Annotated in this window: 25 protein-coding genes; 19 read left to right on the top strand and 6 right to left on the bottom strand. The window is 54.8% G+C overall.

Annotation, left to right across the window (positions count from 1 at the left end):
- The first annotated feature begins 133 nt into the window (after positions 1–133).
- Positions 134–544 (top strand): pyridoxamine 5'-phosphate oxidase family protein, encoded by a 411-nt coding sequence (locus tag ABVS03_RS01060; RefSeq protein ID WP_368017658.1) that lies wholly within the window; start codon positions 134–136, stop codon positions 542–544.
- Between the two features lie 53 nt (positions 545–597).
- On the opposite strand, the gene ABVS03_RS01065 is transcribed toward ABVS03_RS01060, so the two are convergent.
- Both ABVS03_RS01065 and ABVS03_RS01070 read right to left on the bottom strand, forming a co-directional pair.
- Positions 598–1,191, bottom strand: a complete 594-nt coding sequence (locus ABVS03_RS01065; RefSeq protein WP_368017659.1) for a DUF1294 domain-containing protein — start codon at positions 1,189–1,191, stop codon at positions 598–600.
- 179 nt (positions 1,192–1,370) lie between these two features.
- Positions 1,371–1,664 carry a hypothetical protein gene (locus ABVS03_RS01070; protein ID WP_330972094.1) on the bottom strand — a complete coding sequence of 98 codons (294 nt, stop codon included), beginning with the start codon at positions 1,662–1,664 and terminating at the stop codon, positions 1,371–1,373.
- Between the two features lie 230 nt (positions 1,665–1,894).
- Between ABVS03_RS01070 and ABVS03_RS01075 the strand changes: the two genes are divergently transcribed.
- On the top strand, positions 1,895–2,449 hold the full coding sequence (locus tag ABVS03_RS01075) for a flavin reductase family protein (protein ID WP_368017660.1): 555 nt from the start codon (positions 1,895–1,897) through the stop codon (positions 2,447–2,449).
- A gap of 121 nt (positions 2,450–2,570) precedes the next feature.
- Here the strand turns inward: ABVS03_RS01075 and ABVS03_RS01080 are convergent, their stop codons facing one another.
- Together ABVS03_RS01080 and ABVS03_RS01085 are read right to left on the bottom strand one after the other, a co-directional pair.
- A complete protein-coding gene (locus ABVS03_RS01080) occupies positions 2,571–3,395 on the bottom strand; it encodes an HAD family hydrolase (RefSeq protein WP_368017661.1) in 825 nt (274 codons plus the stop codon).
- 68 nt (positions 3,396–3,463) lie between these two features.
- Entirely contained in the window at positions 3,464–4,273 is an 810-nt protein-coding gene (locus ABVS03_RS01085) for a gluconate 5-dehydrogenase (RefSeq protein ID WP_368017662.1), read from the bottom strand.
- A gap of 379 nt (positions 4,274–4,652) precedes the next feature.
- Between ABVS03_RS01085 and ABVS03_RS01090 the strand changes: the two genes are divergently transcribed.
- From ABVS03_RS01090 to ABVS03_RS01170, 17 genes are all read left to right on the top strand, one after another.
- Positions 4,653–5,111, top strand: coding sequence for a PTS sugar transporter subunit IIA (locus ABVS03_RS01090; protein ID WP_368017663.1), 459 nt, complete (start codon positions 4,653–4,655; stop codon positions 5,109–5,111).
- A 41-nt stretch (positions 5,112–5,152) separates the two neighbouring features.
- Complete coding sequence (locus ABVS03_RS01095) at positions 5,153–5,461, top strand: PTS fructose transporter subunit IIB (RefSeq protein WP_368017664.1); 309 nt, start codon at positions 5,153–5,155, stop codon at positions 5,459–5,461.
- 65 nt (positions 5,462–5,526) lie between these two features.
- Positions 5,527–6,633, top strand: a complete 1,107-nt coding sequence (locus ABVS03_RS01100; protein ID WP_368017665.1) for a PTS fructose transporter subunit IIC — start codon at positions 5,527–5,529, stop codon at positions 6,631–6,633.
- A gap of 50 nt (positions 6,634–6,683) precedes the next feature.
- Positions 6,684–7,568 (top strand): ketose-bisphosphate aldolase, encoded by an 885-nt coding sequence (locus tag ABVS03_RS01105; RefSeq protein ID WP_368017666.1) that lies wholly within the window; start codon positions 6,684–6,686, stop codon positions 7,566–7,568.
- 71 nt (positions 7,569–7,639) lie between these two features.
- Positions 7,640–8,308, top strand: coding sequence for an RpiB/LacA/LacB family sugar-phosphate isomerase (locus ABVS03_RS01110; protein WP_368017667.1), 669 nt, complete (start codon positions 7,640–7,642; stop codon positions 8,306–8,308).
- A gap of 73 nt (positions 8,309–8,381) precedes the next feature.
- Positions 8,382–8,603, top strand: a complete 222-nt coding sequence (locus ABVS03_RS01115; RefSeq protein WP_368017668.1) for a hypothetical protein — start codon at positions 8,382–8,384, stop codon at positions 8,601–8,603.
- A gap of 23 nt (positions 8,604–8,626) precedes the next feature.
- Positions 8,627–9,661 (top strand): 5-dehydro-2-deoxygluconokinase, encoded by a 1,035-nt coding sequence (gene iolC, locus ABVS03_RS01120; protein WP_368017669.1) that lies wholly within the window; start codon positions 8,627–8,629, stop codon positions 9,659–9,661.
- A gap of 82 nt (positions 9,662–9,743) precedes the next feature.
- On the top strand, positions 9,744–10,370 hold the full coding sequence (locus ABVS03_RS01125) for a YitT family protein (RefSeq protein ID WP_368017670.1): 627 nt from the start codon (positions 9,744–9,746) through the stop codon (positions 10,368–10,370).
- A 23-nt stretch (positions 10,371–10,393) separates the two neighbouring features.
- Positions 10,394–11,545, top strand: a complete 1,152-nt coding sequence (locus ABVS03_RS01130; RefSeq protein ID WP_368017671.1) for an iron-containing alcohol dehydrogenase — start codon at positions 10,394–10,396, stop codon at positions 11,543–11,545.
- An 8-nt stretch (positions 11,546–11,553) separates the two neighbouring features.
- Entirely contained in the window at positions 11,554–12,177 is a 624-nt protein-coding gene (locus ABVS03_RS01135) for an NERD domain-containing protein (protein ID WP_368017672.1), read from the top strand.
- Positions 12,170–13,051, top strand: coding sequence for an aldo/keto reductase (locus tag ABVS03_RS01140; RefSeq protein WP_368017673.1), 882 nt, complete (start codon positions 12,170–12,172; stop codon positions 13,049–13,051). Before ABVS03_RS01135 ends, ABVS03_RS01140 begins: the two co-directional genes overlap by 8 nt.
- A 39-nt stretch (positions 13,052–13,090) precedes the next feature.
- Positions 13,091–13,948 carry a DeoR/GlpR family DNA-binding transcription regulator gene (locus ABVS03_RS01145; protein WP_368017674.1) on the top strand — a complete coding sequence of 286 codons (858 nt, stop codon included), beginning with the start codon at positions 13,091–13,093 and terminating at the stop codon, positions 13,946–13,948.
- A 44-nt stretch (positions 13,949–13,992) separates the two neighbouring features.
- Positions 13,993–14,958 (top strand): aldo/keto reductase, encoded by a 966-nt coding sequence (locus ABVS03_RS01150; RefSeq protein WP_368017675.1) that lies wholly within the window; start codon positions 13,993–13,995, stop codon positions 14,956–14,958.
- Between the two features lie 9 nt (positions 14,959–14,967).
- Positions 14,968–15,681 carry an SDR family NAD(P)-dependent oxidoreductase gene (locus ABVS03_RS01155; protein ID WP_368017676.1) on the top strand — a complete coding sequence of 238 codons (714 nt, stop codon included), beginning with the start codon at positions 14,968–14,970 and terminating at the stop codon, positions 15,679–15,681.
- Positions 15,682–15,847: 166 nt separating this feature from the next.
- Complete coding sequence (locus ABVS03_RS01160; protein WP_368017677.1) at positions 15,848–16,333, top strand: MarR family winged helix-turn-helix transcriptional regulator; 486 nt, start codon at positions 15,848–15,850, stop codon at positions 16,331–16,333.
- A complete protein-coding gene (locus ABVS03_RS01165; RefSeq protein ID WP_368017678.1) occupies positions 16,323–18,107 on the top strand; it encodes an ABC transporter ATP-binding protein in 1,785 nt (594 codons plus the stop codon). The genes ABVS03_RS01160 and ABVS03_RS01165 overlap by 11 nt, the downstream gene beginning before the upstream one ends.
- Before the next feature lies 1 nt (position 18,108).
- Complete coding sequence (locus ABVS03_RS01170) at positions 18,109–19,917, top strand: ABC transporter ATP-binding protein (RefSeq protein ID WP_368017679.1); 1,809 nt, start codon at positions 18,109–18,111, stop codon at positions 19,915–19,917.
- A 67-nt stretch (positions 19,918–19,984) separates the two neighbouring features.
- Here ABVS03_RS01170 and ABVS03_RS01175 read toward each other — a convergent pair whose 3' ends face one another.
- Together ABVS03_RS01175 and ABVS03_RS01180 are read right to left on the bottom strand one after the other, a co-directional pair.
- Positions 19,985–22,141, bottom strand: coding sequence for a YgiQ family radical SAM protein (locus tag ABVS03_RS01175; RefSeq protein ID WP_368017680.1), 2,157 nt, complete (start codon positions 22,139–22,141; stop codon positions 19,985–19,987).
- 462 nt (positions 22,142–22,603) lie between these two features.
- Positions 22,604–23,647 (bottom strand): hypothetical protein, encoded by a 1,044-nt coding sequence (locus ABVS03_RS01180; RefSeq protein ID WP_368017681.1) that lies wholly within the window; start codon positions 23,645–23,647, stop codon positions 22,604–22,606.
- Between the last annotated feature and the right edge of the window lie 673 nt (positions 23,648–24,320).

Consider the following 24,320-nt stretch of genomic DNA (forward strand, 5'->3'; position numbering starts at 1 on the left):
TGCTCCGCGCAGCATGCTCAACACCCATGCCATATCTGACGGGATGGGGCAGCTGCGGCATGAAGCAAGTTTTCTGTGCTGGCAGATGTCTCTGCCGTGTACAACTGACGCATATCCGTGAGAAGGGATGGCTATGGCTACAATCGAGGACGTGCACGAGTTCCTGAAGCATACGGCACCGACCTATATGCTTGCGACAGTGGATGAGAAGGGTAACCCGAGGGTGCGTCCCTTCGGCACGGCAGACCTCTTCGAAGGCAGGCTCTATATCCAGACCGGCAAGAAGAGGGAAGTCTACAAACAGATCGTTGCCCATCCCGAGGTGGAGATCTGTGCCTGGAAGGGTGCCGACTGGTGGCGCATACAGGGAGAGCTGGTGCCGGACGAGCGCATCGTGGCGAAAAAGCACATGCTCGATGCCTATCCCGGACTCAGGAAGATGTACGACGAGAACGACGACAACACTATTGTGCTCTGCTTCAGGCATGCGACTGCCACATTCACCTCGCTTGCCGGCAAGCCATCCGAGACCGTGAGCTGGTAAGCGGAAGGCGCGCAGGCAGTGCAGCAGAGTCGCCCTCGGGCGGCTCTTTTCGTCTAGAGGATGCCTTCTGCCATAAATAAGACGATGAGGAGGGCATCTATCGCAAGGAAGAGCCAGAGACCCCAGCGGAAGTAGGCCCTCCTTGTCTTGTGGTGGAAAAGATGCATGCCCAGAAGGGCGCCGGGGGCGCCTCCGGCAAGGCCGACGCCCAGAAGGACTGCTTCAGGGATGCGCGAGCCAACATGCACAGCCTGGTGCTTGTCGATAGCGAAGAGGGCAAAGTCGGCGAGATTCGCGATTGCGAGATAGATGGCAAGTGGTGTGTGGTCACGTGCAAGCGATGCGAAGAAGGCATCTGCCGTAACAGAGATGGCGCCCGATGCCAGGATCAGGATGAGGACCCAGAGGATGGAGAAGGCAAGGCCGCAGAAGAAGCGGGCGACTGTTGCTTTCGCTATGTGTGTGCGGGTCACGAGAAAGGCAGCAAGCGTGCCGAAGGCGCCTCCTGCGGCAGAGACTGCAGCCCAGAGCGGCCAGGGAAGAGGGTCTTTGCCCCTCCGGTCACGTCCGAGATCGCAAAGCATGATTGCGAAGGCAATGAGGCTCACAGCAAGGATATAGGCAGGCAGGACAAGCTCGTGCGGCATGGTGGCTCCTTGGATTGGATCATCCCATGATAGCAGGCAGCGCAGGAGGCTCCTGATTCTGCTCATCCTCCGATGCCCTCATCTGAACGGAAATACTGCTGTCTCGCATCCAATGCGCTGCACGCCTGAAAGCATGCTGGAAGACTGTCTTGCCATATCGCATGGAAGCAATATATGCCTCATCTTTTCCAGGGATGCGATGTCAGATGCCATCCCCTGCAGTAGGGGCAGCGGTAGACTTCGAGACCATAGGTACCGTGCTGGGCACAGGCGCGGGCGGTCTCTTCTGCCTCTGCGCGCGTTGCATAACGCTGCTTCGAGAGGCAGGCCTTCATGAGGCGGGCTTCCTCCTTCTGGTCTGCCGCTTCGCGCTGATGTGCCTCTTCTGCGGCAAAGGCATCATCCATGCCGCCAAGGCCCGAGAGGAACTCCTCCCGCTCTCTCGCACGTGCCGAGTGCTTCCTGCTGCCCATGGTCTTCCTCCTGCTCCTCTTCAGGAGACATATTGCCGAAGAGTCCTGCTCTATGCAGAACGTAGGACCGATTCCTCCAAGCTCCCACAAGAAGGGCATGTCTGCCTGATATGTCTGGCATCTATGGCAGAAACGTATTTGGGGCATGGATGTCCTGATGGACCGAAGGGTAGAAAGAGACCGATGCAAGGGCTGTCCCGGCTGGGTGCCGGGATGCAGAGGAGGACATGATGGAAATTCCGGGAAACAAGTCGGTCATGACACCAGAAGGCGTCTATATCATCGCTACCTACGACGAGAACGGCGTGCCGAATGCGATGAATGCTGCCTGGGGCGTGCAGTGCGGAGAAGGGGAGATTGCCTTCTTCCTGGGCACGCACAAGACGACAGAGAACCTCAAGGCCACAGGCGCCTTCACGGTCTCATTCGGAACGGCGGATACCGTCGAGATATCTGACTATTTCGGCATTGCCACAGGCAGCAAGGTGAACAAGATCGAGCAGGCTGGCGTCCATGTCCACAAGAGCGCCCATGTCGATGCTCCTGTGATCGAGGAATATCCGCTCACGCTCGAGTGCACGGTCGAGCTCTTCGACGAGGAGCATGGCCTGCTTGTCGGCAAGGCCGTAGCGGAACAGGCAGATGAAAGCATCCTTACGGATGACCATGTCGATCTCGGCAAGCTTCGTCCCATCATCTTTGACCCCTCCGTCAATGGCTACCGTGTGATCGGCGAACAGGTCGGCACGGCCTGGCATGACGGGCTGGGACTCATGAAGAAGTAGCTGGAGGCCGGCAAAGGAAATGGGGGCTGCCATATCGCTGTGGCAGCCCCCATTGCTCTGCAGCTGGATCTGCCTGAGCAGACTTAGTGGGAGCGGTGGAGCTCTTTGTGCAGGGGCTGGCCTACTGCCTCCGGAGGAGCTCTTCCATATAGAGGCCGACGCCGCCTTTGTCATTGCTCTGGGCAATATGGTCTGCTGCGGCAAGGCATTCAGGCCGTGCATTTGCCACGGCCACGCCGTCTCCTGCTGCCTTGAGCATCGCGATATCGTTGCTCGAGTCGCCGAAGGCAACGGTCTCCTCCACAGGCACGCCCAGGTGGTCTGCCAGCCAGAGGAGCCCTGCTCCCTTGTCTGCGCCGTTCTTCGTGACTTCTACGTTGCAGGGCTGCGAAGAGGCCCTGATGAGGTCGGAAAACGAGTCCACGGCCTCCCAGACCCTGTCTCTTGTGTCGTTGTCGAGATAGAAGATGTTGATGCGGCAGATGTTTTTGGCTGCATCGATCATGTCCTCGACGCTTCCCGGATAGCAGGTCCTGACTTCCTTGATGTGAATGCGGGTGGGCTCGGTCACGGGAATCTCGTCGAGGAAACGCCAGCGGTCCTCTGCGGTCAGGACATGGCCATCCGCGAAGAGGTCGAATGTTATGGGCAGGCCCTCGAGGGCACGGAAGAGCTGATGGACCTCTTCCTTCTCGATGTCCACCTCATGAATCACCTCGCCGCGATCGAGATCTGCGACGAGGGCACCGTTGCAGCAGATCGCATAGTGCACACAGCCATACTCTGCAATGGAAGAAGGTATGCCATTCGTGTTCCTGCCGGTGCAGGGGACAAACTGGATTCCTCGCCCGCATGCCTCTTCGAGCATCTCACGGTTCTTGTCCGGAATGGTCTTGTCCGTCGCGAGGAACGTGTCGTCGAGATCGGAGAATATGAGGCGTACCATGGGTCTCCTATCAGATTTATTGGCAACCAACTACTTGTTTCTGGGGGACAAGCCGTGTGCTGGGATTCCTATTCCGATTCAGGCATTCTCCCAAGGTAGGCAAGAATGCCTCCGTCAACATACAGAATATGGCCATTCACGAAGTCTGAGGCAGATGATGCCAGAAATACCGCTGGTCCTTTGAGATCGTCGGGTGTTCCCCAGCGACCGGCAGGAGTTTTGGAAAGAATGAAAGAGTCGAAAGGATTCCGCTTCCCGTCAGGAAGGCGTTCGAGAAGGGGAGCAGTCTGCGAAGTCGCAATATAGCCAGGGCCAATCCCGTTGCACTGGATATTGTATTTTCCGTATTCAGAGGCGATATTGCGCGTAAGCATCTTAAGGCCGCCCTTGGCAGCGGCATATGCTGATACAGTTTCACGGCCAAGCTCGCTCATCATCGAGCACAAGTTGATGATTTTTCCAGACCGACGTTCGACCATATCTGGCAACACTGCCTTCGACATGATGAATGCTGATGTGAGATCAGTGTCGATGACTTTCTTCCAGTCTTCGAGACTCATTTCATGCATTGGAAGGCGTTTGATGGTAGCCGCATTGTTCACGAGGATATCGACTGCGCCAAACCTACGTTTAATGTCCTCGATCATTTCGTGCATCTGGCGCTCATCCGTAACGTCATTGACATAGCCGGTCGCAACGATTCCTTCGTCGCGGTATTGGCTCAAAGCCTTGGACAGATGCTCCTTGCTGTGGCAGTTGAATACTACCTTTGCGCCGGCTTCGCCAAGAGCTGAGGCAATCGCGAATCCGATGCCATGCGATGCCCCTGTCACAAGGGCAACCTTGCCTTCAAGACTGAACATCTCTTTACATTCCATTGACTTGCTCCTTTCGAAACTGCTTTCTTTTCAACGAAATCGAAGAATTGCAGCGTACTGACCTGGGGTTCTTCTCTTTAATTGTGGAAACCGTAAGAAAACGCAAGAAAAAAAGGTTGTATAAGCTGTAATCTTCGAAAACAACCTTCAGTGCAGAACCATGCCCCCTAGGATACGAATTGGATAGTGCCAATAAAATACCAGATAAATAGCCTTAAATGCTCGATAAAAGTAATCTTTAATGCCAGAGATGATTGCCTCTATAGAATTTAAGTACCGTTTACGAACGAAAATATACCGCTTGCCTATGGTGCGCTCCTGGCAGCAACCAAACAGCCGATAGTAATGATCGCGAGCTGGAAGACAGGAGGCAAAAGCAATGGAACTTAATGAACTGCTTGACGAAGACATCATCGAGCTTGATCTGAAAGCAACAACAAAGGATGAGGTGCTCCACGAACTCTCGAAGTTGCTCCTGGCTCATGACTACATAGATGACGTAGAAGGATTCGTATCTGACATATATGCACGCGAAGCCGAAGGCATCACTGGTATGGGAGATCACATCGCGATTCCGCATGGCATCAGTTCCCATGCCAAGAAAATTGGAATCGCCATCGGCAGGACATCCTCAATGGTCGAGTGGGAGAGCTACGACGACGAGCCGGTAAATCTCATCTTCTTGTTCTGCATTCACGGTGCAGAAAACTCAGGAACTTATACAACCAAACTTCAGGCAGAAGCCGAACTTGCCAGACGTTTGGGGAGCGCCGGAGTTATTGACAAGCTTCAGCACGTCGAGTCAAAGAAGGAGCTGATAGACGTTCTTACCAAGTAGCAGATAACGACAGCAATGGGGTTCGAGAGAGGATTAGCTTCATGAAGATTGTCGGAGTAACCGCCTGCACAGCTGGAATTGCACACACGTACATCGTCGCGCAGAAGATTCAGGAGGCTGCCGAAGCCGCAGGGCACCAGTGCAAGATCGAGACTCAGGGCACGATCGGTGCAGAGAACGTCCTCACGGAAGACGAGATTCGTGATGCGGACGTTGTAATAATCTGCCATGACATTGCGGTAGACAAGAGCCGCTTCAAGGACAAGCGCGTTGTCGATATCCCCATCAGAATTGCAATGAAAAATCCGAAGAGCCTCATCGCGACGATTGAGAAGAAGCTCAACGTGTAGTTGTTGTGTTTCGGGTTGGCAAGGACAAGGCAAGAGGAGAGAGAAAGAAGAAGGAAGGAGTTCTCATGGCAGAGAAAAAGAAGTTCGAGATCCAGAAGCCAGTCATGACGGGCATCTCATACATGATCCCAATGGTTGTCGCAGGTGGCATTCTCGGCGCTCTGGCAAAGGGCTTCGGTGGCTACACCATCGGCTCGCTTTACGATACTACAGGATGGGCAACACCATTCTCGGGCATGGAGCCATTTACATGGCAGGGCTTCTGGTGGGGTGTCAACATGCTCGGGACCTACGCGATGAATTTCGCGGTAGCAGTCCTTACGGCAGGCATTGCTTATGCCATTGCTGAGCGTCCTGGCATTGTTCCTGGATTCATCATTGGCTATACATCGGCAATGTCAAAGGCAGGCTTCCTTGGCGGCCTTCTCATGGGCTTCGTCATTGGCTACTTTGTTCTGTGGATGAAGACCTGGAAGCTCCCGAAGTGGGCAGTAGGCCTTATGCCGGTGTTTATCATTCCTGTCATTTCGACTCTCGTATGTGGCGGCGTATTCCTCTGCTTCATTGTTCGTCCGCTTGCATCTGTCATGACGGCATTTGAGGGCTGGATTGTCTCGCTCAATGGCGGTTCGAAGGCTGTGATTGGTGCGGTTATTGGTGCATGCATGGGCTTCGATATGGGCGGCGTTGTAAACAAGACGGCTTCCATGGCTGCAAATGGTCTCGGTGCTGATGGTGTCTATGGTCCTATGTCTGCAAAGATTATCGGCGGCATGACTCCTCCCTGCGGTGTCTTCATCGCAAGCCTCATTGCCAAGAAGAAGTTCAGCCAGGCAGAGCGCGATACGGCAATTACTGCATTCCCGATGGGCCTCTGCTTCATCACTGAAGGCGTTCTTCCCTTCGCAGCAGCAGATCCTCTCCACTTCATCCCTGCATCCATGGTTGGTTCTGGAATTGCTGGCGCTATTGCAGTCGGCATGGGCGTTGAGTCGGTTGCCGGCCATGGCGGAGTCTTCGTCTTCCCGATGATGACCAATCCGCTCTGGGCTGTTATCGCCCTTGTTGTCGGTTCGCTCGTCACTGGCGTTATCTACGCAATCATCAAGAAGAAGCCGGAGGAGGAAGAGGGCGCCGAGGAAGAGATTGTTGACCTCGACATTGACTTCTAACCCAAGGCAGTAAGCCGATCTAACCTCAAAGAGGAAGAGAGTCCAAACTCATGCTAGTTTCCATGAAGAGCATCCTCGACCACGCAAATGAACACACCTATGGTGTCATGGCAGTAAACAGCATCAATATCGAGATGGTGCGTGCCGTGATTACAGCAGCGGAAGAGGAGCGCTCGCCAATCATCGTGCAGATGGGGCCTGGGCAGATTGCAAAGCACGCCCATCTCGATGAGATTGTTCCGGTTGTCAAGGAACTTGCCAAGAAAGCTACTGTGCCTGTTGCCTACAATCTCGATCACGGTTCGAAGCTCGAGGACGAAATCCGTGCAATTCAGTATGGTTTCACGAACGTTATGATTGATGCCTCCTCTCTTCCTTTTGAGGAAAACATCAAGCAGACTTCGACTGTCGTCAGCCTTGCACATCCGATGGGGATTTCTGTTGAGGCAGAGCTTGGCCATGTCGGACAGGCAGCAGATGGTGACGGGCGTACTGACGATATGTACACCAATGTTGCCCAGGCTCGAGAATTCGTGGACCGCACGAAAGTCGATGCACTTGCTGTTGCAATCGGAACTGCTCATGGAAACTATCCTAAGGGATATGTTCCTGTTCTCGACTTCAACCGTCTTGCTGAACTCAAGGACGAGCTGCAGATGCCGCTTGTGCTGCACGGTGGGTCTGGATCGGGCGAGGAAAACCTTCGCAAGGCAGTCGCGGGAGGCATCAACAAGATCAACGTCTGCACCGATGCGTTCCATGCTGCGAAGGATGCCATGACAGACCTTCTCGCCGAAGATCCGAAGGCCGATTTCATGGCACTCCAGATTGCGGCAGAAGCAGGCGTGAAGAAGTTCGTTAAGAACTATATCCATATCATCGGGTCCAACGACCAGTACGTTTATGGCGGAGCCTATTCGGATTCGAAGGAATAGCTCTTTGTGGGGTGCGGTGCATCTGCGCCGCACCCTTCGAATTTGGGACATCTTAGAAAGCAGGTCAGACAATGAAGATTGCATTGATCAACGAGTTCTCGCAGGCATCCAAGAACGAAATCATTCTCTCGACGCTCAAAAAAGTAGTTGAGCCCCTTGGGCACACCGTTTACAACACTGGCATGCAGCAGATTGACAATCCGAACGATTTGCCTTCGGATTACACCCCCGAGAATCCTCGCCTTACCTATCTCCATATCGGCATCCAGGCTGCCCTGCTGCTCAATTCCAAGGCAGTTGACTTTGTTGTGACAGGTTGCGGCACGGGGCAGGGTGCTCTGATGAGCTGCAATATGTATCCTGGCGTCGTTTGCGGCTACTGCATCGAGCCGACGGATGCCTATCTGTTCCTTCAGATCAATGATGGCAATGCTCTTTCTATTCCGTATGCGAAGGGCTTTGGCTGGGGTGCCGAAATCAATCTCGAGAACATCTTTACGAGGGCTTTCAGCTCTCCGAAGGGCATGGGATATCCTGCGGATCGCAAGGAATCGCAGAACCGCAACGTCAAGCTTCTGGACGATGTGAAGAGGCGCGTTGCGAAGCCGCTTCCTGACATCATTCGTGCACTCGATCCAGAAATGGTCAAGACCGCTCTCACTGGCCACTTCCTGGACTGCTTCTATGCCAATTGCCAGGATCCGGAGCTCGAGGCTCTTGTCAAGGAATTTGCCGAGTAATGGCCTGCTGACAGCAAGCCCCCGGTTCACGAGACTCTATGCGCCGGTGCCATTGGTTAAGGCGCCGGCGCATATGTCTTTTCAGGAGAAGATAGCGATGCAAATCTCAGAGGTAATACAGCTTATTTCTGCAGGTGTTGGAATATGTCTTCTGGCAAAGGCGCGCGTTTCTTTTGCCGCCAGAGCTGCAGAAGATTCAAATGTGAATTCCTACACCCAAGCAGAGAAGAGAACGCGGATTGCTTCCATGATCTGCATCGGCGTTGCGCTTGTGCTCGTCTTCTTTCCCTTTTAGATAGCTAGATGACGGAGGTTCCCATGAATCTATTCAGCTACGATGCATCACGGCCGCTCGACATCATCTTTCTCGGGAGAATAGCTCTTGATTTCAATCCCGCATATAGCGATACCGTCAAGGAAGAATTCAAGCCTCTCAAGGACGTGCATTATTTCGAAATGTTCGTCGGCGGATCTCCAGCAAATATCGCGGTAGGAATCACGCACCATGGCATGAAGGCGGGATTCTTTGCCAAGATATCCGATGATCAATTCGGCGACTACGTATTGGATTATTTCAACCGTCTGGGAATCGAGACATCGCATATCACAAGGTGCACCAATGGAGAGAAACTCGGCCTCACCTTCACCGAAATGCTGAGCCCGTCGGAGTCCGACATCCTCATGTATAGAAATAACGCCGCCGATCTGAGCCTGAATGTCGATGATATCGATGCGGATTACATTAGCAAGGCGAAAGCCATCTTGATTTCTGGCACAGCATTGGCGTCGAGCCCGTCCAGGGAGGCTGCTCTCAAGGCCGTTCTTCTCGCAAAGAGACTTGGAACCAAGGTAATCTTCGATATCGACTATCGTCCATACAATTGGGAAAACGACGATGCGATCTCAATCTACTATTCTGCCATTGCTAAAGAGGCAGATATCATCATGGGCTCGCGTGAGGAGTTCGATCTGACGGAACGGCTTGTTTTGCCCGGCATGGATGATAGGCAGAGCGCATCCTATTGGCAGGACAGAGGCGCCTCCATTGTTGTCATCAAGCATGGCATGCAGGGGTCGACAGCCTATACGAACGATGGCAAGAGCTATTCGATAAAGCCTTTCCCGGTGGAAGCCAGAAAGGGTTTTGGTGGTGGAGACGGATATGGCTCAGGTTTCCTCTATGGCTTGTTCCAGGGATGGGATATTGCCCGCTGTCTGGAATTCGGTTCTGCTGAAGCATCGATGATGGTAAGAAGCAATAACTGCTCTGATTCTCTGCCAACAGCATCAGAGGTGGCCGAGTTCATCAAAGACGAGAAATCACGCTACGGAGAGATGGTGGCACGTGCGTAGTGTTTCGTCCCAGAACCAGGCATGCAATGATGGGCGCAGCTCCGATTGCGAAGTGAGGGAATCCAAGCTGATACATCTCGTCATGAGAATCGTCATCTATTGCATTGGGCTTGTGCTGCTTGCTGCTGGCATAGTCGTTCAGACAAAGAGCGGGCTGGGTGTTGCTGCCCTGACATGCTTTGCGACCGCGCTTGCTGCTGTGCTGCATGTGACACTCGGATCGATGGTGTTTGCGACCTATGTCATATATGTCGCGATACAGGCATGGATTACGCGCAAGCATTTCAGGCCGAAGATTCTGCTGGAGTTGCTCTTCTCCGCAATGATGGGCGGATTGGTAGATTTAATGTCTGCTTGGTTCGTATTCAGTCCTAGCAATATGTTCCAGCAGGTCGTTCTCATGCTTCTGGGACTGGCAATAACTGCAGTGGGCGTCAGCACGGTTGTCGGCATGGATATCGTGCCTAACGCACCTGACGGTCTGGTCCAGTCTATCGCGGACAGCCTGGGAAAGAAGTTTGGAAGCATAAAGGTAGTTTTCGATACAAGCCATGTGGCTGCATCCTTGATGCTTTCAGTCTGCATGCTGGGCAATCTTGCCGGTTTTGGGCTTACGACCGTGGTCTCCGCACTGTTCCTTGGCCATGTCATCAATATTGTCGATCGATTCCTCCAGAAACCACTACGTGGTCTTGCATTTGGAAATTAGCTTTGATTGGAAGTGCATAAAGCGTGGCACGCGAATTTCTTGTACCAAAGAAAATTGTCAATGGCGAAGGCGCATTGACTGAAGCAGCTTCTGCTATTGCTGGCTGCGGAACGAAAGCCCTCATTGTTACAGATGCTGTCATGAAAAAGCTGGGCAATCTGCAGCTGCTGACGGAAGCTCTCGACACGTTCAGCGTGCAGTATTCGGTATACAGCGAGGTCAATTCAGAGCCGACAGACAAGATGGTCTATGAAGGAGTCAGACGTTTTGCTGCAGATGGATGCAATTTCCTGATTGCTCTTGGCGGCGGCTCGCCGATGGACACCATGAAGGCCATTGCCCTCATGAATGGCTATGAAGGCAGAATCTCCGATTTCATGGGCAAGAAGTTCACGAGACCTACTTGTCCTATGGTAGCCATCCCAACAACAGCAGGAACTGGTTCCGAAGCGACGCAGTTTACCATTATCACTGACACCTCTGCACAGGTAAAAATGCTGATAAGCAGCGAGTCGCTCATTCCGGATATTGCTGTAATCGATCCGATATTTACGAAAAGCGCTCCGCATGGAGTCACGGCAAGTACAGGGCTCGATGCTCTCTGCCATGCGATCGAATCATATACTTCTCGAAAGGCCCAGCCGCTTTCCAAAGTGTTTTCGCTTTCAGCAGCGAAACTGATTTTCGATAATTTGGGAAAATGCTACGAGGTGCCAGATGATATGGATGCACGATCTGCAATGTCGCTGGCTGCCTTGCAGGCTGGGATAGGGTTCAACAATGCTTCTGTCACGATAATTCATGGTATGTCCAGACCCATTGGTGCCCTGTTCCATGTGCCTCATGGACTCTCAAATGCGCTGCTCATGGAAGCATGCCTTCGTTTTGCAGCTGTTGGTGCACCTGACAAATTTGCTGCTATTTCTCGCTATTGTGGATTGTCTGATGACCTGAGTGACGAGGCAGCTGCCGAATCTTTGATCGAGAGAATTCATGAGCTGCTGGTTGAGCTCCACATTCCAGCAATGTCTGAGCTGGGTATCGGAAAGGATGCCTTCTACGGCGCCCTTGACAAGATGGCTGATGACGCTCTTGCAAGCGGGAGCCCCCAGAATACGTGGAGACAGCCGAGCAAGCAGGACATCATCGCGCTGTACAAAGAAGTCTACAGGTAAGGTTGCTTATGGACTCGACCGTCTTGACCGCTCTTGTAATAGTGCTGGCTGCTTTTCTTGTTGCACGCGGTGTCCAACTCTGGCCTTCGTACAGCGGAACTATCTACCAGGAGCTGTTTTCCAGCTTTCTTGAATACTTTTGGCGCATGAGATTCAAACACGACCTTTCTGCATCTTCATATCTAAAGAGCAGGATCGGAAACCACCGTATCGTATACAACGCTGCAATCGGGAAAAAAGGTGCAAAGCTGGCGGACTTCATCACGGTATTCAGCGAGCATGGCTTCGTGTCGATCTGCTCGCTGCCATACAGCGGGAATATCTCTTCAGCAACAGGGAATGGCAAGTGGAAGGTGACGCAGCAAGGAAAGACGGTACGGATACCTTCGCCATTGGTTCTGATCGCGCAGCAAAAGCAGTTTCTGAGGAAAACCCTTGGCGACAAAGTGCCGGTTAAATACGTAATCGCATTTGGCAATGGGTCTGTTTTCGAGCATATCAGCTCGCCGGTGCCGGTCAGGACAGCGAAAGAGGCTGTCGAAGACCTATGCGATATGCGTGAAGGCGGGATAGGCCCCGATGAGGTAGCTGAAGCATTTGGGCTGTTCAGAGAGGCATGTATAAATGACTAACCTGAAGAACAAGAACGATACATACACGCTCTCCAATGGTGTCCGCATCCCATGCATCGGGTATGGGACCTATAAGACACCGGCTGATGAGACCGGAAAGGCTGCGGTGCTTGCTGCGCTGCAGCTCGGATTCAGACATATCGATACTGCCACTTCCTATCATAATGAAGAGATGGTTGGCTGTGCTATAGAAGAAAGCGGCATTCCCCGCGAGAGCCTCTTCATTACAAGCAAGCTCTGGAATGATGATCAAGGTTATGAAGAGACGCTTGCAGCATTCGAGCGGAGCTGCCAATGGCTTGGGACGGACTATCTCGATCTCTACCTCATTCATTGGCCTATCTGCCCTGGGTTCCAGGAAAGCTGGCACGAAAGAATCTGGGATACCTGGAGAGCTTTCGAAAAGCTTTATGCGGATGGAGCAATCCGTGCAATCGGAGTAAGCAATTTCCTGCCTCATCATCTTGATGTGCTTGCGCAGCAGGCAGATATCATGCCAATGGTGGATCAGCTCGAACTGAATCCGTCATATCAGCAACGCGAAGCGGTGCAGTACTGTAAGGAAAGAAGTATTCAGCTTGAGGCATGGGCGCCCCTGATGAGAGGTAAGGCATTCTCGAATCAGAAGCTGAAGGCCATTGCCGCCCGCCATGGCAAGGATGTTGGCCAGATATGTGTGAGATGGTCTCTGCAGAAGGGATTCCTGCCATTGCCAAAATCGGTTCATCCAGAACGGGTCAAGTCAAATGCAGAGGTATTTGACTTCTCGCTTTCGGCTGAGGAAATGGAAACCCTCGATGCAATGAATACAACCACCGAATATACCTTCCACCCAGACCATTGCGATGAGTGGTTCCGGAAACCTGCGCGATAATCTGAGCCGTTGAAGGTTCAAAGCTATGGAGGTATCCTGATGAGCCGCCAGCAGGATAAGATGCTAGCCGATGAACGGCGAGCCAGGATTATGGAAGAACTCGAGCATAAATCCACAGTGCTTGTTGCGGATCTCTGCAAGAAGTTCGATGTGTCGGAAGTTACTGTCAGAAGCGATCTGAAGAAACTTGAAGATGCTGGCAAGCTGCGTAGAACCCGCGGTGGCGCTGTGTCAATCATGCGCACCATCACGATTTCCTATCCTGATCAGCGCATGAATGTTAACTCAGCCGCAAAGCGGGCGATTGCTGCAAGAGCAGCCGAGCTCATATCGGATGGCGAATCTCTGATGGTCGATACCGGCACGACGACTTTCGAGTTCGTGCGCTCCCTTGCTGGCAAGCGAGATATCACTATCGTGACAAGCGATCTCTCCATAGCGACCTATGCTGATTCGAATCTCCCACATGCTGATGTCATCTGCATTGGCGGCCATTTGAGGAAGAACCATCGCTATCTCACGGGCATGATGACCTTGAAGAACCTTTCGGAAATCTTCGTGGATAAAGCCGTTCTGGCGACAGATGCATTCACGCCTGGCAAAGGCTTCACGACAGAGTTCATGGGCAATGCAGAAGTCAAACGGAGCTTTCTGCAGCAAGCCAGAGACAAGATCATGCTGATGGATGCCTCAAAGGTCCGGGCGCCACGCTTTATCAAGTTCGGCGATGTGTCTGATTTTGATGCATTGGTCATGGACTATGACCCGGATGGCAAAGTCAGCAAAGCCATAGAGGAATCTGGCGCAGATACCAAGCTGGAACTGATCGATGACGATTTGATTGTCGGGCAGGATGTCGATAGCGATATAGGCAGAGAGCGGACTAGATTCAGCTAGATGTAGCTGCTCGCTTCCAGCCGATGCAGATAATAGGAGTTTCGATGCGGTATACGGAATGCACATCTCTTGGGACAAGGCTCTCCTCTCTGGGGGCCGGCACCTGGTCCATGGCAGGGAAGAATGCCTATGGGCTCGTCTTCGGAAGGGCTGATGAAGCGCGTCCGGTGGAGACGCTGCGCACGCTTCTCGACGAAGGCGTCAATGTGATCGATACGGCACCGATCTATGGGATGGAAGGCGCTGCGGAGAAGCTTGTCGGCAGGGCTCTCCAGGATGGCTACCGCGAGAAGGCGTTCCTTGTCACGAAGTTCGGCGACTACTGCGATCCGGCAACCGGTGCACGCGTGATAGATGACAGCAGGGAAGACATCCTGCGGGAGATAGATGCCTCGCTCGAAAGGCTTGGCACCGACCATATCGACCTCTACCTCATGCACTATCCGGATGAGAAGGTGCCAATCGAAGAGACCATGGATACGCTGAGAGAACTTCTGGAAGAAGGGAAGATCTCGCATATCGGTGTCAGCAATGTTAGCATCCCGCAGCTCGAGGAGTGCATGCGCTTCGCAAAGATTGATGCCGTCGAGCTTAGGTACTCGATGCTTGACAGGCAGAATGAAGAGACGATGAAGTGGGCACACGACAAGGGGCTGGCGACGCTCACGTATGGAACGCTCGGCGGCGGCATCCTCACCGGTGCCTTCAGGACCCTTCCTCACTTCGAGGAGAAGGATATCCGCTATACGTTCTATACCGGCTTCAAGGAGCCCCTGTTCTCGAAGGTGCAGAAGCTGCTTTCCGATATGGATGCCGTTGCAGCGAAGCATAGGCGTCCCGTCTCCCAGATAGCGCTTGCCTGGACAATGCAGAAGGAGTTCGTCACGACAGCTCTTGTGGGATGTTCATCTCCTGCGAGGGCGAAAGAGAACTGCGCCGCTGCGACGCTTGAGCTCACAGCAGACGAGATGGCGCTTCTGGATGAGTCCATCGAACGCAATCTCGCCTAGCCGGTTGCATTGTCTTCGGGCATAGGCGCAGCATATGCCAAGGCACTGGCCGAGCAGGGTGCAGATGTAGCCATCCTTGCCCGCCGCAAGCAAAAGCTCGAGAGAGTAGCCGAGGAGTGCCGCTCTTTCGGCGCGAAGTGCCTGTCTGTCGTCTGCGACGTGACGGCCGAAGACAGCATCAAGGCTGCCGTGCAGGAAATTGCAGATGCCTTCGGCCGTATCGATGTCCTCATCAACAATGCCGGCGTCTGCGAATTCTCGCTGCTTGAAGACCACACGACCGAACAGTGGAACAAGGTCATCGCGACCGATCTCACGAGCGCTTTCCTCATGACAAGAGAGGTCGAGCCCTATTTCAAGAAGCAGGGCTATGGCCGCGTGGTGAATACCGCATCTGTCGGTGCTCTCGAAGCGGGCGCCATGCAGATCAGCTGTCTTGCTGCCAAGGGCGGCATCCTGCAGGTCACGCGTGAGCTTGCAGCCGAGCTTGCGCCCTTTGGCGTGCTGGTCAATGTTATCGCTCCGGGCGTCTTTGCAACCGAGATGACGGATGGCATGCTCGAGGCTGAAGGTTCTCTTGTCCTCAAGAACCGCACCTGCCTGAAGCCGCTTTGCAGAGCCCAAGGAGCTGTGCCCGCAGATGCTGCTTCTGGCATCCGAGGAGAACACGTACTGCACGGGACAGACATCTATGTTGATGGCGGACTGACCTCTCAGCTCTGATAAATAGGCAGATTTAGAATTGACAGGCCGGGACCCCTCTGCATCGCAGGGCCCCGGCTTGCTCTGTGACAACTCTATGTAAAGCCCCATTCAATCTGACATGCTAGTTATGGCTAGAGTAAGCTTTGTCTTGCAAAACATTGATATGTCAAAGAGTGGAGCTGGCATGTCTGAGGACGAGAGGGGAGCCAAAGCGCTCCGGGAGGGCCGCACCCTCACCGATATGCACATGCTGGTGGTCAGAGCCTACCATGCCCAGACGAACTATCTGAGGGCACAGGTGGCCCATGCCGGCCTGGGCCCGGGGCAGCCGAAGGTGCTGAGCTATCTTGCTGTGCATGGGCCTTCATCGCAGTCCGATATCGCACGCTTCTTCGAGATCGACTGTGCAGCCGTGTCGCGCATGTTCGACTCCCTGCTGAAAGGCGGCTTTGTCCGCATCTTCAAGGGGTCCGATGCCCGCATGAGGCAGGCAGAGCTCACCCAGAAAGGCCATGAAGCGCTGGCCGTCTGGGAAGCAGCCTGCGACGAAGCGGATGACATCATGCTTTCCGGCCTTACGGAAGAGGAGAGGCAGACGCTTGCGAAGGGACTCGCGAATATCCATGACAGCTTCGCATGCCTGGAGAAGAAGGAGACGCATGGTGCCTAGAGAAGCCACTGCCGACAGGGCGGCCCAAAGCGCAGGAGCAGACGATCTCAAGATCGTGGGCGCTGCCCTGAAGCCCTACCGCCGTGCTTTCCTCATTGCAACCATATGCGCCTTTGCCGAAGCGACGCTCGAGCTCTTCATCCCGTTCATGATGGCGCAGATGGTGGACGTGGAGATTCCTGCCCAGGATGTGCACGGCATCTTCCTCGTCGGTGCCGAGATGGTCGCCCTTGCCGTCATTGCGGGCCTGCTGGGCCTTGGCTATGCACGCTTTTCCGCTATTGCCTCGATGGGCTTCGGCGCGAACCTGCGCGAGACAGCCTATGCCCATGTGCAGAAGCTCTCGTTTGCGAATCTCGACTCGTTCGAGACCTCGTCTCTGGTGACGCGTCTCACGACCGACATCACGGTGATACAGAATGCGCTGGTCCAGGGCTTCAGGCCGCTTCTGCGCAGCCCGGTCATGCTTGTTATGGGCCTGGTCCTGTCATTCACCATGAGCGCGAAGCTTGCAGTCGTCTTCGTCGTCGTCCTGCCCTGCCTGGCGCTTGCGCTCTTCCTTATCGTGTCGCATGCAGCGCCGCTCTTCGCGAAGCTCCAGTCCTCGATGGACCGGCTCAATTCCGTCCTCGAGGAGAATCTTGTCGCAATACGTGCCATCAAGGCCTATGTGAGGGAGCCCTGGGCAGAGGAGCGCTTTGCCGAGGTCAACAGGAGGCTTGCCGGCACGGCTACCCAGACGTTCTCTACAGCTGTCTTGAACCTGCCGGTCTTCCAGCTTGCGATGAACGTGACGAGCATCGCGCTCCTGTGGTTCGGAGGTCAGCTCATCCTGGCAGGAGAGCTCGGGGTGGGTGCGCTCACCGGCTTTATGAGCTACGTGCTCCTGATCATGAACTCGCTCAACATGTTCTCCAATGTGTTCCTGCTGCTGGCGCGTGCGCTCACGAGCATCCACCGCGTGGGCGAGGTGCTTGAAGAGACGCCGGCGTTAGCGCAGCTGCCCCGTGGCAAGGCGCTCGGGCAGGTGCCTGATGGCAGCATCGCGTTCAGGGATGTGAGCTTCCAGTACGCTGCCGATGCGGAAAAGCCGGTGCTCTCGCATATCAGCTTTGCGGTCCCTGCGGGGACGACCCTGGGCATACTTGGCGGCACGGGTTCTGGCAAGAGCTCCCTCGTGCAGCTTCTGGCACGCCTCTACGATGCCTCAGAAGGTACGGTTGAGGTCGGAGGCCACGATGTGCGCGACTATGCATTGCCGGCCCTGCGCGATGCTGTTGGCATCGTCCTTCAGAAGAATGTGCTCTTCACGGGCACGGTGAGGGAAAACCTCACGTGGGGCAATGAGGAGGCAACGGACGAAGAGCTCCTCGAAGCCTGCCGGATTGCCTGTGCAGACGAGTTCCTCGAGCGCATAGGCGGCCTTGACGGAGACCTGGGACATGGAGGATCGAACGTCTCGGGCGGCCAGCGCCAGCGCCTGTGCATCGCGCGCACGCTCCTGAAGAAGCCGAAGGTCCTGGTATTCGATGATTCCACGAGCGCTGTGGACATGATGACAGATGCAAGGATCAGGAAGCACCTCGCAGAGCTCACCGATGTCACGAAGGTCATCGTTGCCCAGCGCGTGGCATCTGTGGCCGAGGCAGACAAGATCTTGATCCTGGATGACGGAAAGATCGAAGGCTTCGGCACGCATGAGGAGCTTCTGGCAAAAGACCCAATCTATCAGGAACTCTGCCACTCGCAGGGCTTGCTCGGAAAGGAGGCATGAGATGGCAGGAAGAGGAGCGGCTCCGGCACGTCCGAAGAATCTCCGCCATACCCTCAGGATCCTTCTGGGATACATGGGCCATGCAAAGATGCAGATGCTTGCCGTCGCCGTGCTCGTGACGATTGCAGGCCTTGGCAACCTTCTTGGCACGTACATGATCAAGCCGGTCGTGAATGCCGTGGCGGCAGGGGAGTACGGCCGCTTCGTGCATCTCGTCGTCCTCACGGCCATCATCTATGCTCTGGGCGTCGCCTCTGCCATGGGCTATACGCAGATCATGGTGAGGGCTGCGCAGAAGGTCGTCTTCGATATGCGCCGCGATCTCTTCGCGCATATGGAGCACCTGCCGCTCTCCTGGTTCGACCGTACCCGTACAGGCGATGCGATGAGCTTCTTCACGAACGATGTGGATACCGTCTCCGAAGCCCTGAACAACGGCTTCGCTGCCATGGTGCAGGCCGGCATCCAGATGGTGGGCACGCTCATCCTCCTCTTCGTCCTCGACTGGAGGCTCACGTTCATCACGGTCGGCTGCGACATTGTGATCTTCTTCTACATCCGCTTCTCCGGCAGGCGCTCGAAGCGCCTCTTCTCGAAGCAGCAGAAGACTCTGGGAGAGCTTGATGGCTACGTCGAGGAGATGATCTCTGGCCAGAAGGTCGTGAAGGTCTTCAACCATGAGAGGGAAAACCTCGAAGGCTTCAGGGCCTTGAATGCCAGCCTCCAGCAGTCCGGCACCTCTGCCCAGGCCTACGCTGCCACGATGGTGCCTGCCACGGTATCGATCAGCTATGCGAACTATGCAATCGTCGCCGTGGCAGGAGCGTTCCTTGCGCTTTACGGCTCCATGGATGCAGGATCTCTGGCAAGCTACCTTGTCTTCGTGCGCCAGGCAGCGATGCCAATCAACCAGTTCACGCAGCTGGGCTCGTTCATGCTGACCGCCCTGGCCGGAGCCGAGCGCATCTTCCAGGTGCTCGAGCTTCCGCAGGAAGAGGACGAGGGCACGGTGCGCCTTGTCCGCACGGCAAAGGATGAGTGGGCCTGGAAGAAGGAAGACGGCGAAGAGGTGCCTCTCAAGGGCGATGTGCGCTTCCACGATGTGACGTTCGGCTATGTGCCGGGACAGACCGTGCTCAAGGATCTCTCCCTCTATGCAAAGCCAGGCCAGAAGATTGCCTTTGTCGGTTCCACGGGTGCTGGCAAGACGACGATCACGAACCTCATCAACCGCTTCTATGCGCTGAATGCAGGCACGATCACCTACGACGGGATTGATATCTGCGACATGCAGCTGGGAGCCCTCAGGGAGTCTCTTGGCATGGTCCTTCAGGACACGCACCTCTTCGAGGGGACCGTTGCAGACAACATCCGCTTCGGCAAGCTCGACGCAACTGATGAGGAAGTGCGGAAGGCAGCAAAGGTTGCCAATGCCGACTCCTTCATTAGCCGCCTTCCCAAGGGCTACGATACGAAGATTGCAGCAGACGGTGCGAACCTCTCGCAGGGCCAGCGCCAGCTTCTTGCAATCGCCCGTGCTGCCGTGGCAGACCCGCCGGTCCTCATCCTCGACGAGGCGACGTCGAGCGTGGATACCCGTACCGAAGCCCTGATCCAGCGCGGCATGGATGCCCTCATGCAGGGACGCACGGTCTTCGTTATCGCACACCGTCTCTCGACCGTGCGCAATGCGAACGCGATCATGGTGCTCGAGCATGGCAGAATAGTCGAGCGCGGCACGCATGAGGAGCTCCTGGCCCAGAAGGGTGAGTACTGGCAGCTGGCGACAGGTGCCCTCGAGCTCGAGTAGCAGAATAGACAAGAGTCAAAGCTCATAAAGAAGGCCTCGGACATCCGGTGTCCGAGGCTTTTCTTGTCTACCGGTGCTGGCTTCTCTGGTGCGGGCTGCTCTTGCCCTGCGGTTTTCTGCCTGGCTCGTGTGGGCGCTTGCTGCCTGCCTTTCCTTTCGGGCCCTTGCCGTGGTGGTGCGGAGCGCCCTTCTCCTGTCTCGGCGGACGGGTCGGCTTCACGAGGCACTTCGGTCTATAGCCGATGAGGTCCTCGCGGTGTGCCTTGTGGAGCGCTTCGACGACGAGGTCGTAGTTGTCCGGGTCGCGGTACTGGATGAGGGCGCGCTGCATGGCCTTCTCATGCGGGTTCGTCGGGCAATAGACCGGCTTCATCGTCCTCGGATCGAGTCCCGTATAGAAGATGCAGGTCGAGACCGTGGACGGCGTCGGATAGAAGTCGCTTACCTGCTCGGGGTTGTAGCCAAGGTCGCGGCAGAACTCGGCAAGCTTCACGGCCACTTCCATCGTGGAGCCGGGGTGGCTGCTCATAAGGTAGGGAAGGACATACTGCTCCTTGCCAGCTTCCTTGCTGTACTTCTCGAACTCCTTGCAGAAGCCCTCATAGAGATCGTTCGAAGGCTTGCCCATCACATCGAGGACCTCGGAGCACACATGCTCCGGTGCCAGGCGCAGCTGGCCCGAGGTGTGGTACTCGGCAAGCTCCTTGATGAAGGTATGGTCGGAGTCGAGCATCGCATAGTCGAAGCGGATGCCGCTCCTGATGAAGACCTTCTTGACGCCGGGAAGCTCGCGGAGCTTCCGGAGCAGGTGCACATAGCGCTTGTGGGAGACCGTGAGGTTCTTGCAGGGAGTAGGAGAGAGGCAGCGCCTGTTCGTGCAGGCACCTGCTGTCGCCTGCTTCTGGCAGGCACGGACCATGAACTGGGCAGTGGGGCCACCCACATCGTGGATATAGCCCTTGAAGTCAGGGTCGTGGGTCATGGTCTCAGCCTCGCGCAGGAGCGATTCCTCGCTTCTGGCCTGGATGATCCTGCCCTGATGGAAGTTGAGGGCGCAGAAGGCGCACTCGCCGAGGCAGCCCCTGTTGCTTGCAAGGGAGAACTTCACTTCCTTCAAGGCAGGGATGCCGCCTTCTGCGTCATACATCGGATGCGATGCACGCGTATAGGGAAGCTCATAGACTTCATCGAGCTCCTCTGTGGAGAGCGGCTTTGCCGGCGGGTTCTGGATCACGTAGATGTCATGCGGATAGGGCTCGACAAGCGCGTGCGAAAGGAACGGATTGAGGTTTCGGCACTGGATGCCGAACGACTCTGCGTAGACCTTCTTGTCGCTGTTGAGTTCGTCCCAGGAGGGAAGGATCACAGGCCGGTCGCACTGCTCATAGCTCCGGGCACGGTAGACCGTTCCCTGGATCCAGGAGATGTCTTTTGCTTCTATGCCGGAGGCAAGGGCATCTGCGATCTCCACAATCTGGCGCTCTCCCATGCCATAGACGATAAGGTCGGCACCGGAATCGAGGAGTATCGAGCGCTTCAGCTTGTCAGACCAGTAGTCATAGTGGGCAAGCCGTCTGAGCGATGCCTCGATGCCGCCCAGGATGATCGGCGTGTGCTTGTACGTGCGCCTGATGAGGTTGCCATAGACCACGTCAGCATGGTCCGGGCGCTTGCCCATGACGCCACCAGGGGTGTAGAAGTCCTCGGTTCTGTGGTGCTTTGCCACGGTGTAATGCAGGACCATCGAGTCCATGTTGCCGCCGCAGATGAGGAAGCCGAGCTTCGGCTCTCCCAGGATCGTGACAGAGGCAGGATCGTGCCAGTCGGGCTGGGGGATGATGCCGACACGGTAGCCATGCTCCTCGAGGACACGGGAGATGATGGCAGGGGCGAATGATGGATGGTCCACATAGGCATCGCCGATTACGAAGACGAAGTCGCACTGGTCCCAGCCATGCGCTTCCATGTCAGCCTTCGAGACCGGCATGAACTGGTCGCGGGTAGGCTTCGGCGTCACGGGAGGAACAGGTCCTCCGTGCTTCGAGTGATGCTCTGCCTTCTGCTGCGGCGCATGCTGTGCATGAAGTGCCTTCGGAGCATGCTGGTGCTGTGCCTTGGGCTTGCCTGCGCCCTGTGCATGCGCATGGCTGTGCTCATGGGCAGACGGCCCCTTCTTCTGTTCGGGTCCCTTCCTGCCTGAAGGCTTCGGTCCGTATTTCTGCATGGCTCACACGCCCCTTGGATCTAAAGAACTGTCAGCATAACGATAGCGGATGGAAGGGGAGATGAGATGGGAAGATGTAGTGTGCTAGCTGTGCAATGCACAGGGAGGAGAAAGGAGCTTGCGGCCGCCGCAAGGCTTTCAGGGATATGTAGAAAGGGGCTTTAACGACCCATATATCGCAAATTTTCCGAGATTGGGTCGTTAAGCCATCCCTACTGCTGTCCTACAGGAGAGCGATCTGGCATTGCAGTGAGTCCTTACGAGATGTTGCTTGGTAGCTATCTGGCTGGCCTTAGATGACAAGGAGGTAGGTCTCTTGTGCCATTTTTACCCTACACCATGTTCCTGGAAGTTGGCGTGTAGGGTAAAACGCATTGCTCCGAGATACGAAGGAGTCCCTGCAAATGCGCGAGGACTTCTGAACAGACAACACGATTCTCTTTGCGGGGAATACAAGAGGACTTACTCTGCTGTGGACGTATTTTCTTCTGTCTGCGCGTCTGATTCCTCTTGAGCGTCGGCCTTCGCTTGGGCGATGAGCCATGCGTTTCTGAGCTCATCAAGTGTCTTGTGGGTCTTTTCATCGATGGCCCACTCATATACGTCTACTGAGCTCCATCCATATACACCTTGAAGCCACGCATTGAGACTGATGACATTGCCAGAAGCGAGCTTTACTTTTCCATCCTGCAGTAGAGTTACGCGCTGATCTTCATGATTCTTGGCATAAAGGGTCGCGCCTACGTCTACGACTCCAGCTTCAATGAGCTGCTTGATTCTTGGCTTGCTCTTCCTTGTGCGTCCGCTCACCCTTCTTGATTTGCTTGTTTGGGAGGTGGTGTGCGAGACGCCAACATAGAGGTCTTGATAGGAGCCAAGCGGCAGAATCTTTGTGGAGTGAATCAGCGTATTATCTCCGACCTGATAAGGGGTCAGACGATAGCAGGAGATATCGACATTGTTTGCATCGAGCCAGGCAACAGCAGAGATAGTCTGGTCGTCAAAATCAGAGGCAACAAGAATGATGCGCTGTTGCGCATTGAAGGTCTGAATATCATTGTCGTCGATGAACTGGTTGAGCTTGCGTGTAGCAACTTCTGTTGACGTGAGCTTGTCGGTATCAGTGAATTCGCCCTTGTGCTGTTCGACGTAGCGGCCATAGACATATTGGACAAGCTCATCAATTGTTGTGATGCTAGCACAGGTGGCTGCATATCGAATTGCCTGGAATTCGAAAGCCTCAGCACGCATCTTGATATCGGCTGGGTCTCTCTTGATTTCAATAAGGACGATGTTGCCATCCCCATCCAGAGCAGTAAGATCGCTTCTGGCCTTTTCCTCATTCACAACCTGTTCGCCAATGACGAGCATGTTCTCGTCATCATCACATACCAATTCAATGTGCTTGCGGAGGAGGTCTTCGACGTCGCTTTCCTTCATGCCCAATTCAGCGAATGTCTTCTCAACAACATTGCCTTGATCTTCATCGTCCATCAGATAGAGCATCTGAGTCTCCTCTCGATGATGCCATCTCCGTCCAGCATGGCCTTTAAGTGCTCTGCGTTGCCGATGGGGCTTGAACGCTATTCGCGACTTTATACAGAGCTGAAAGAAAATTGTTGTACAACAAAGCCAGAGACTCTTGCCTGCGGCGAACGGTATGGCAGCATGATTGCGCTTGGCTTTGATGGCTCCTTCTGTCCTATGTTTTTAGAATACTAAGCATCTGGGCAATCTGCACTGGAATGCTGGATGGTGTCTGACGGGGTGAGATTATCCAGAAGAATGGATTACATCAATCTGCATATTGTCAAGCATATTTTTGTGAGTGGAAGAATAAGCTGGTGAACGTTCTTCAGGCTGTTGTTTGCGTGCATAGGCGTCCGAATGGGCTATCTGACAGTTTTTCTGCAGCAGCCAGTTTCCTTGTGCAAGCCTTTTACCTGCTGAAATAGAGCACACATCTTGGGTATACGCCGCATTGACTGGAACTCGAGGAAGGTGTATGCGCTGGTAGCCAGCACAGTCCGAGAGGGAAGGCCGAATTGCGTGCCGAGCGCGTTTCTATGCGGTATCATAGATGCCGTATGGGTTCAATCCGTATTGGGAAGTACCGGTTTGGGCGCGTAAAGTGCTGCAGGACTTGTCCTGCGGCCGCACGTTTGCACAGCCGCCGCAA

Source organism: Olsenella sp. AGMB03486 (genome assembly GCF_040884255.1).
GTDB lineage: Bacteria > Actinomycetota > Coriobacteriia > Coriobacteriales > Atopobiaceae > Olsenella_L > Olsenella_L kribbiana.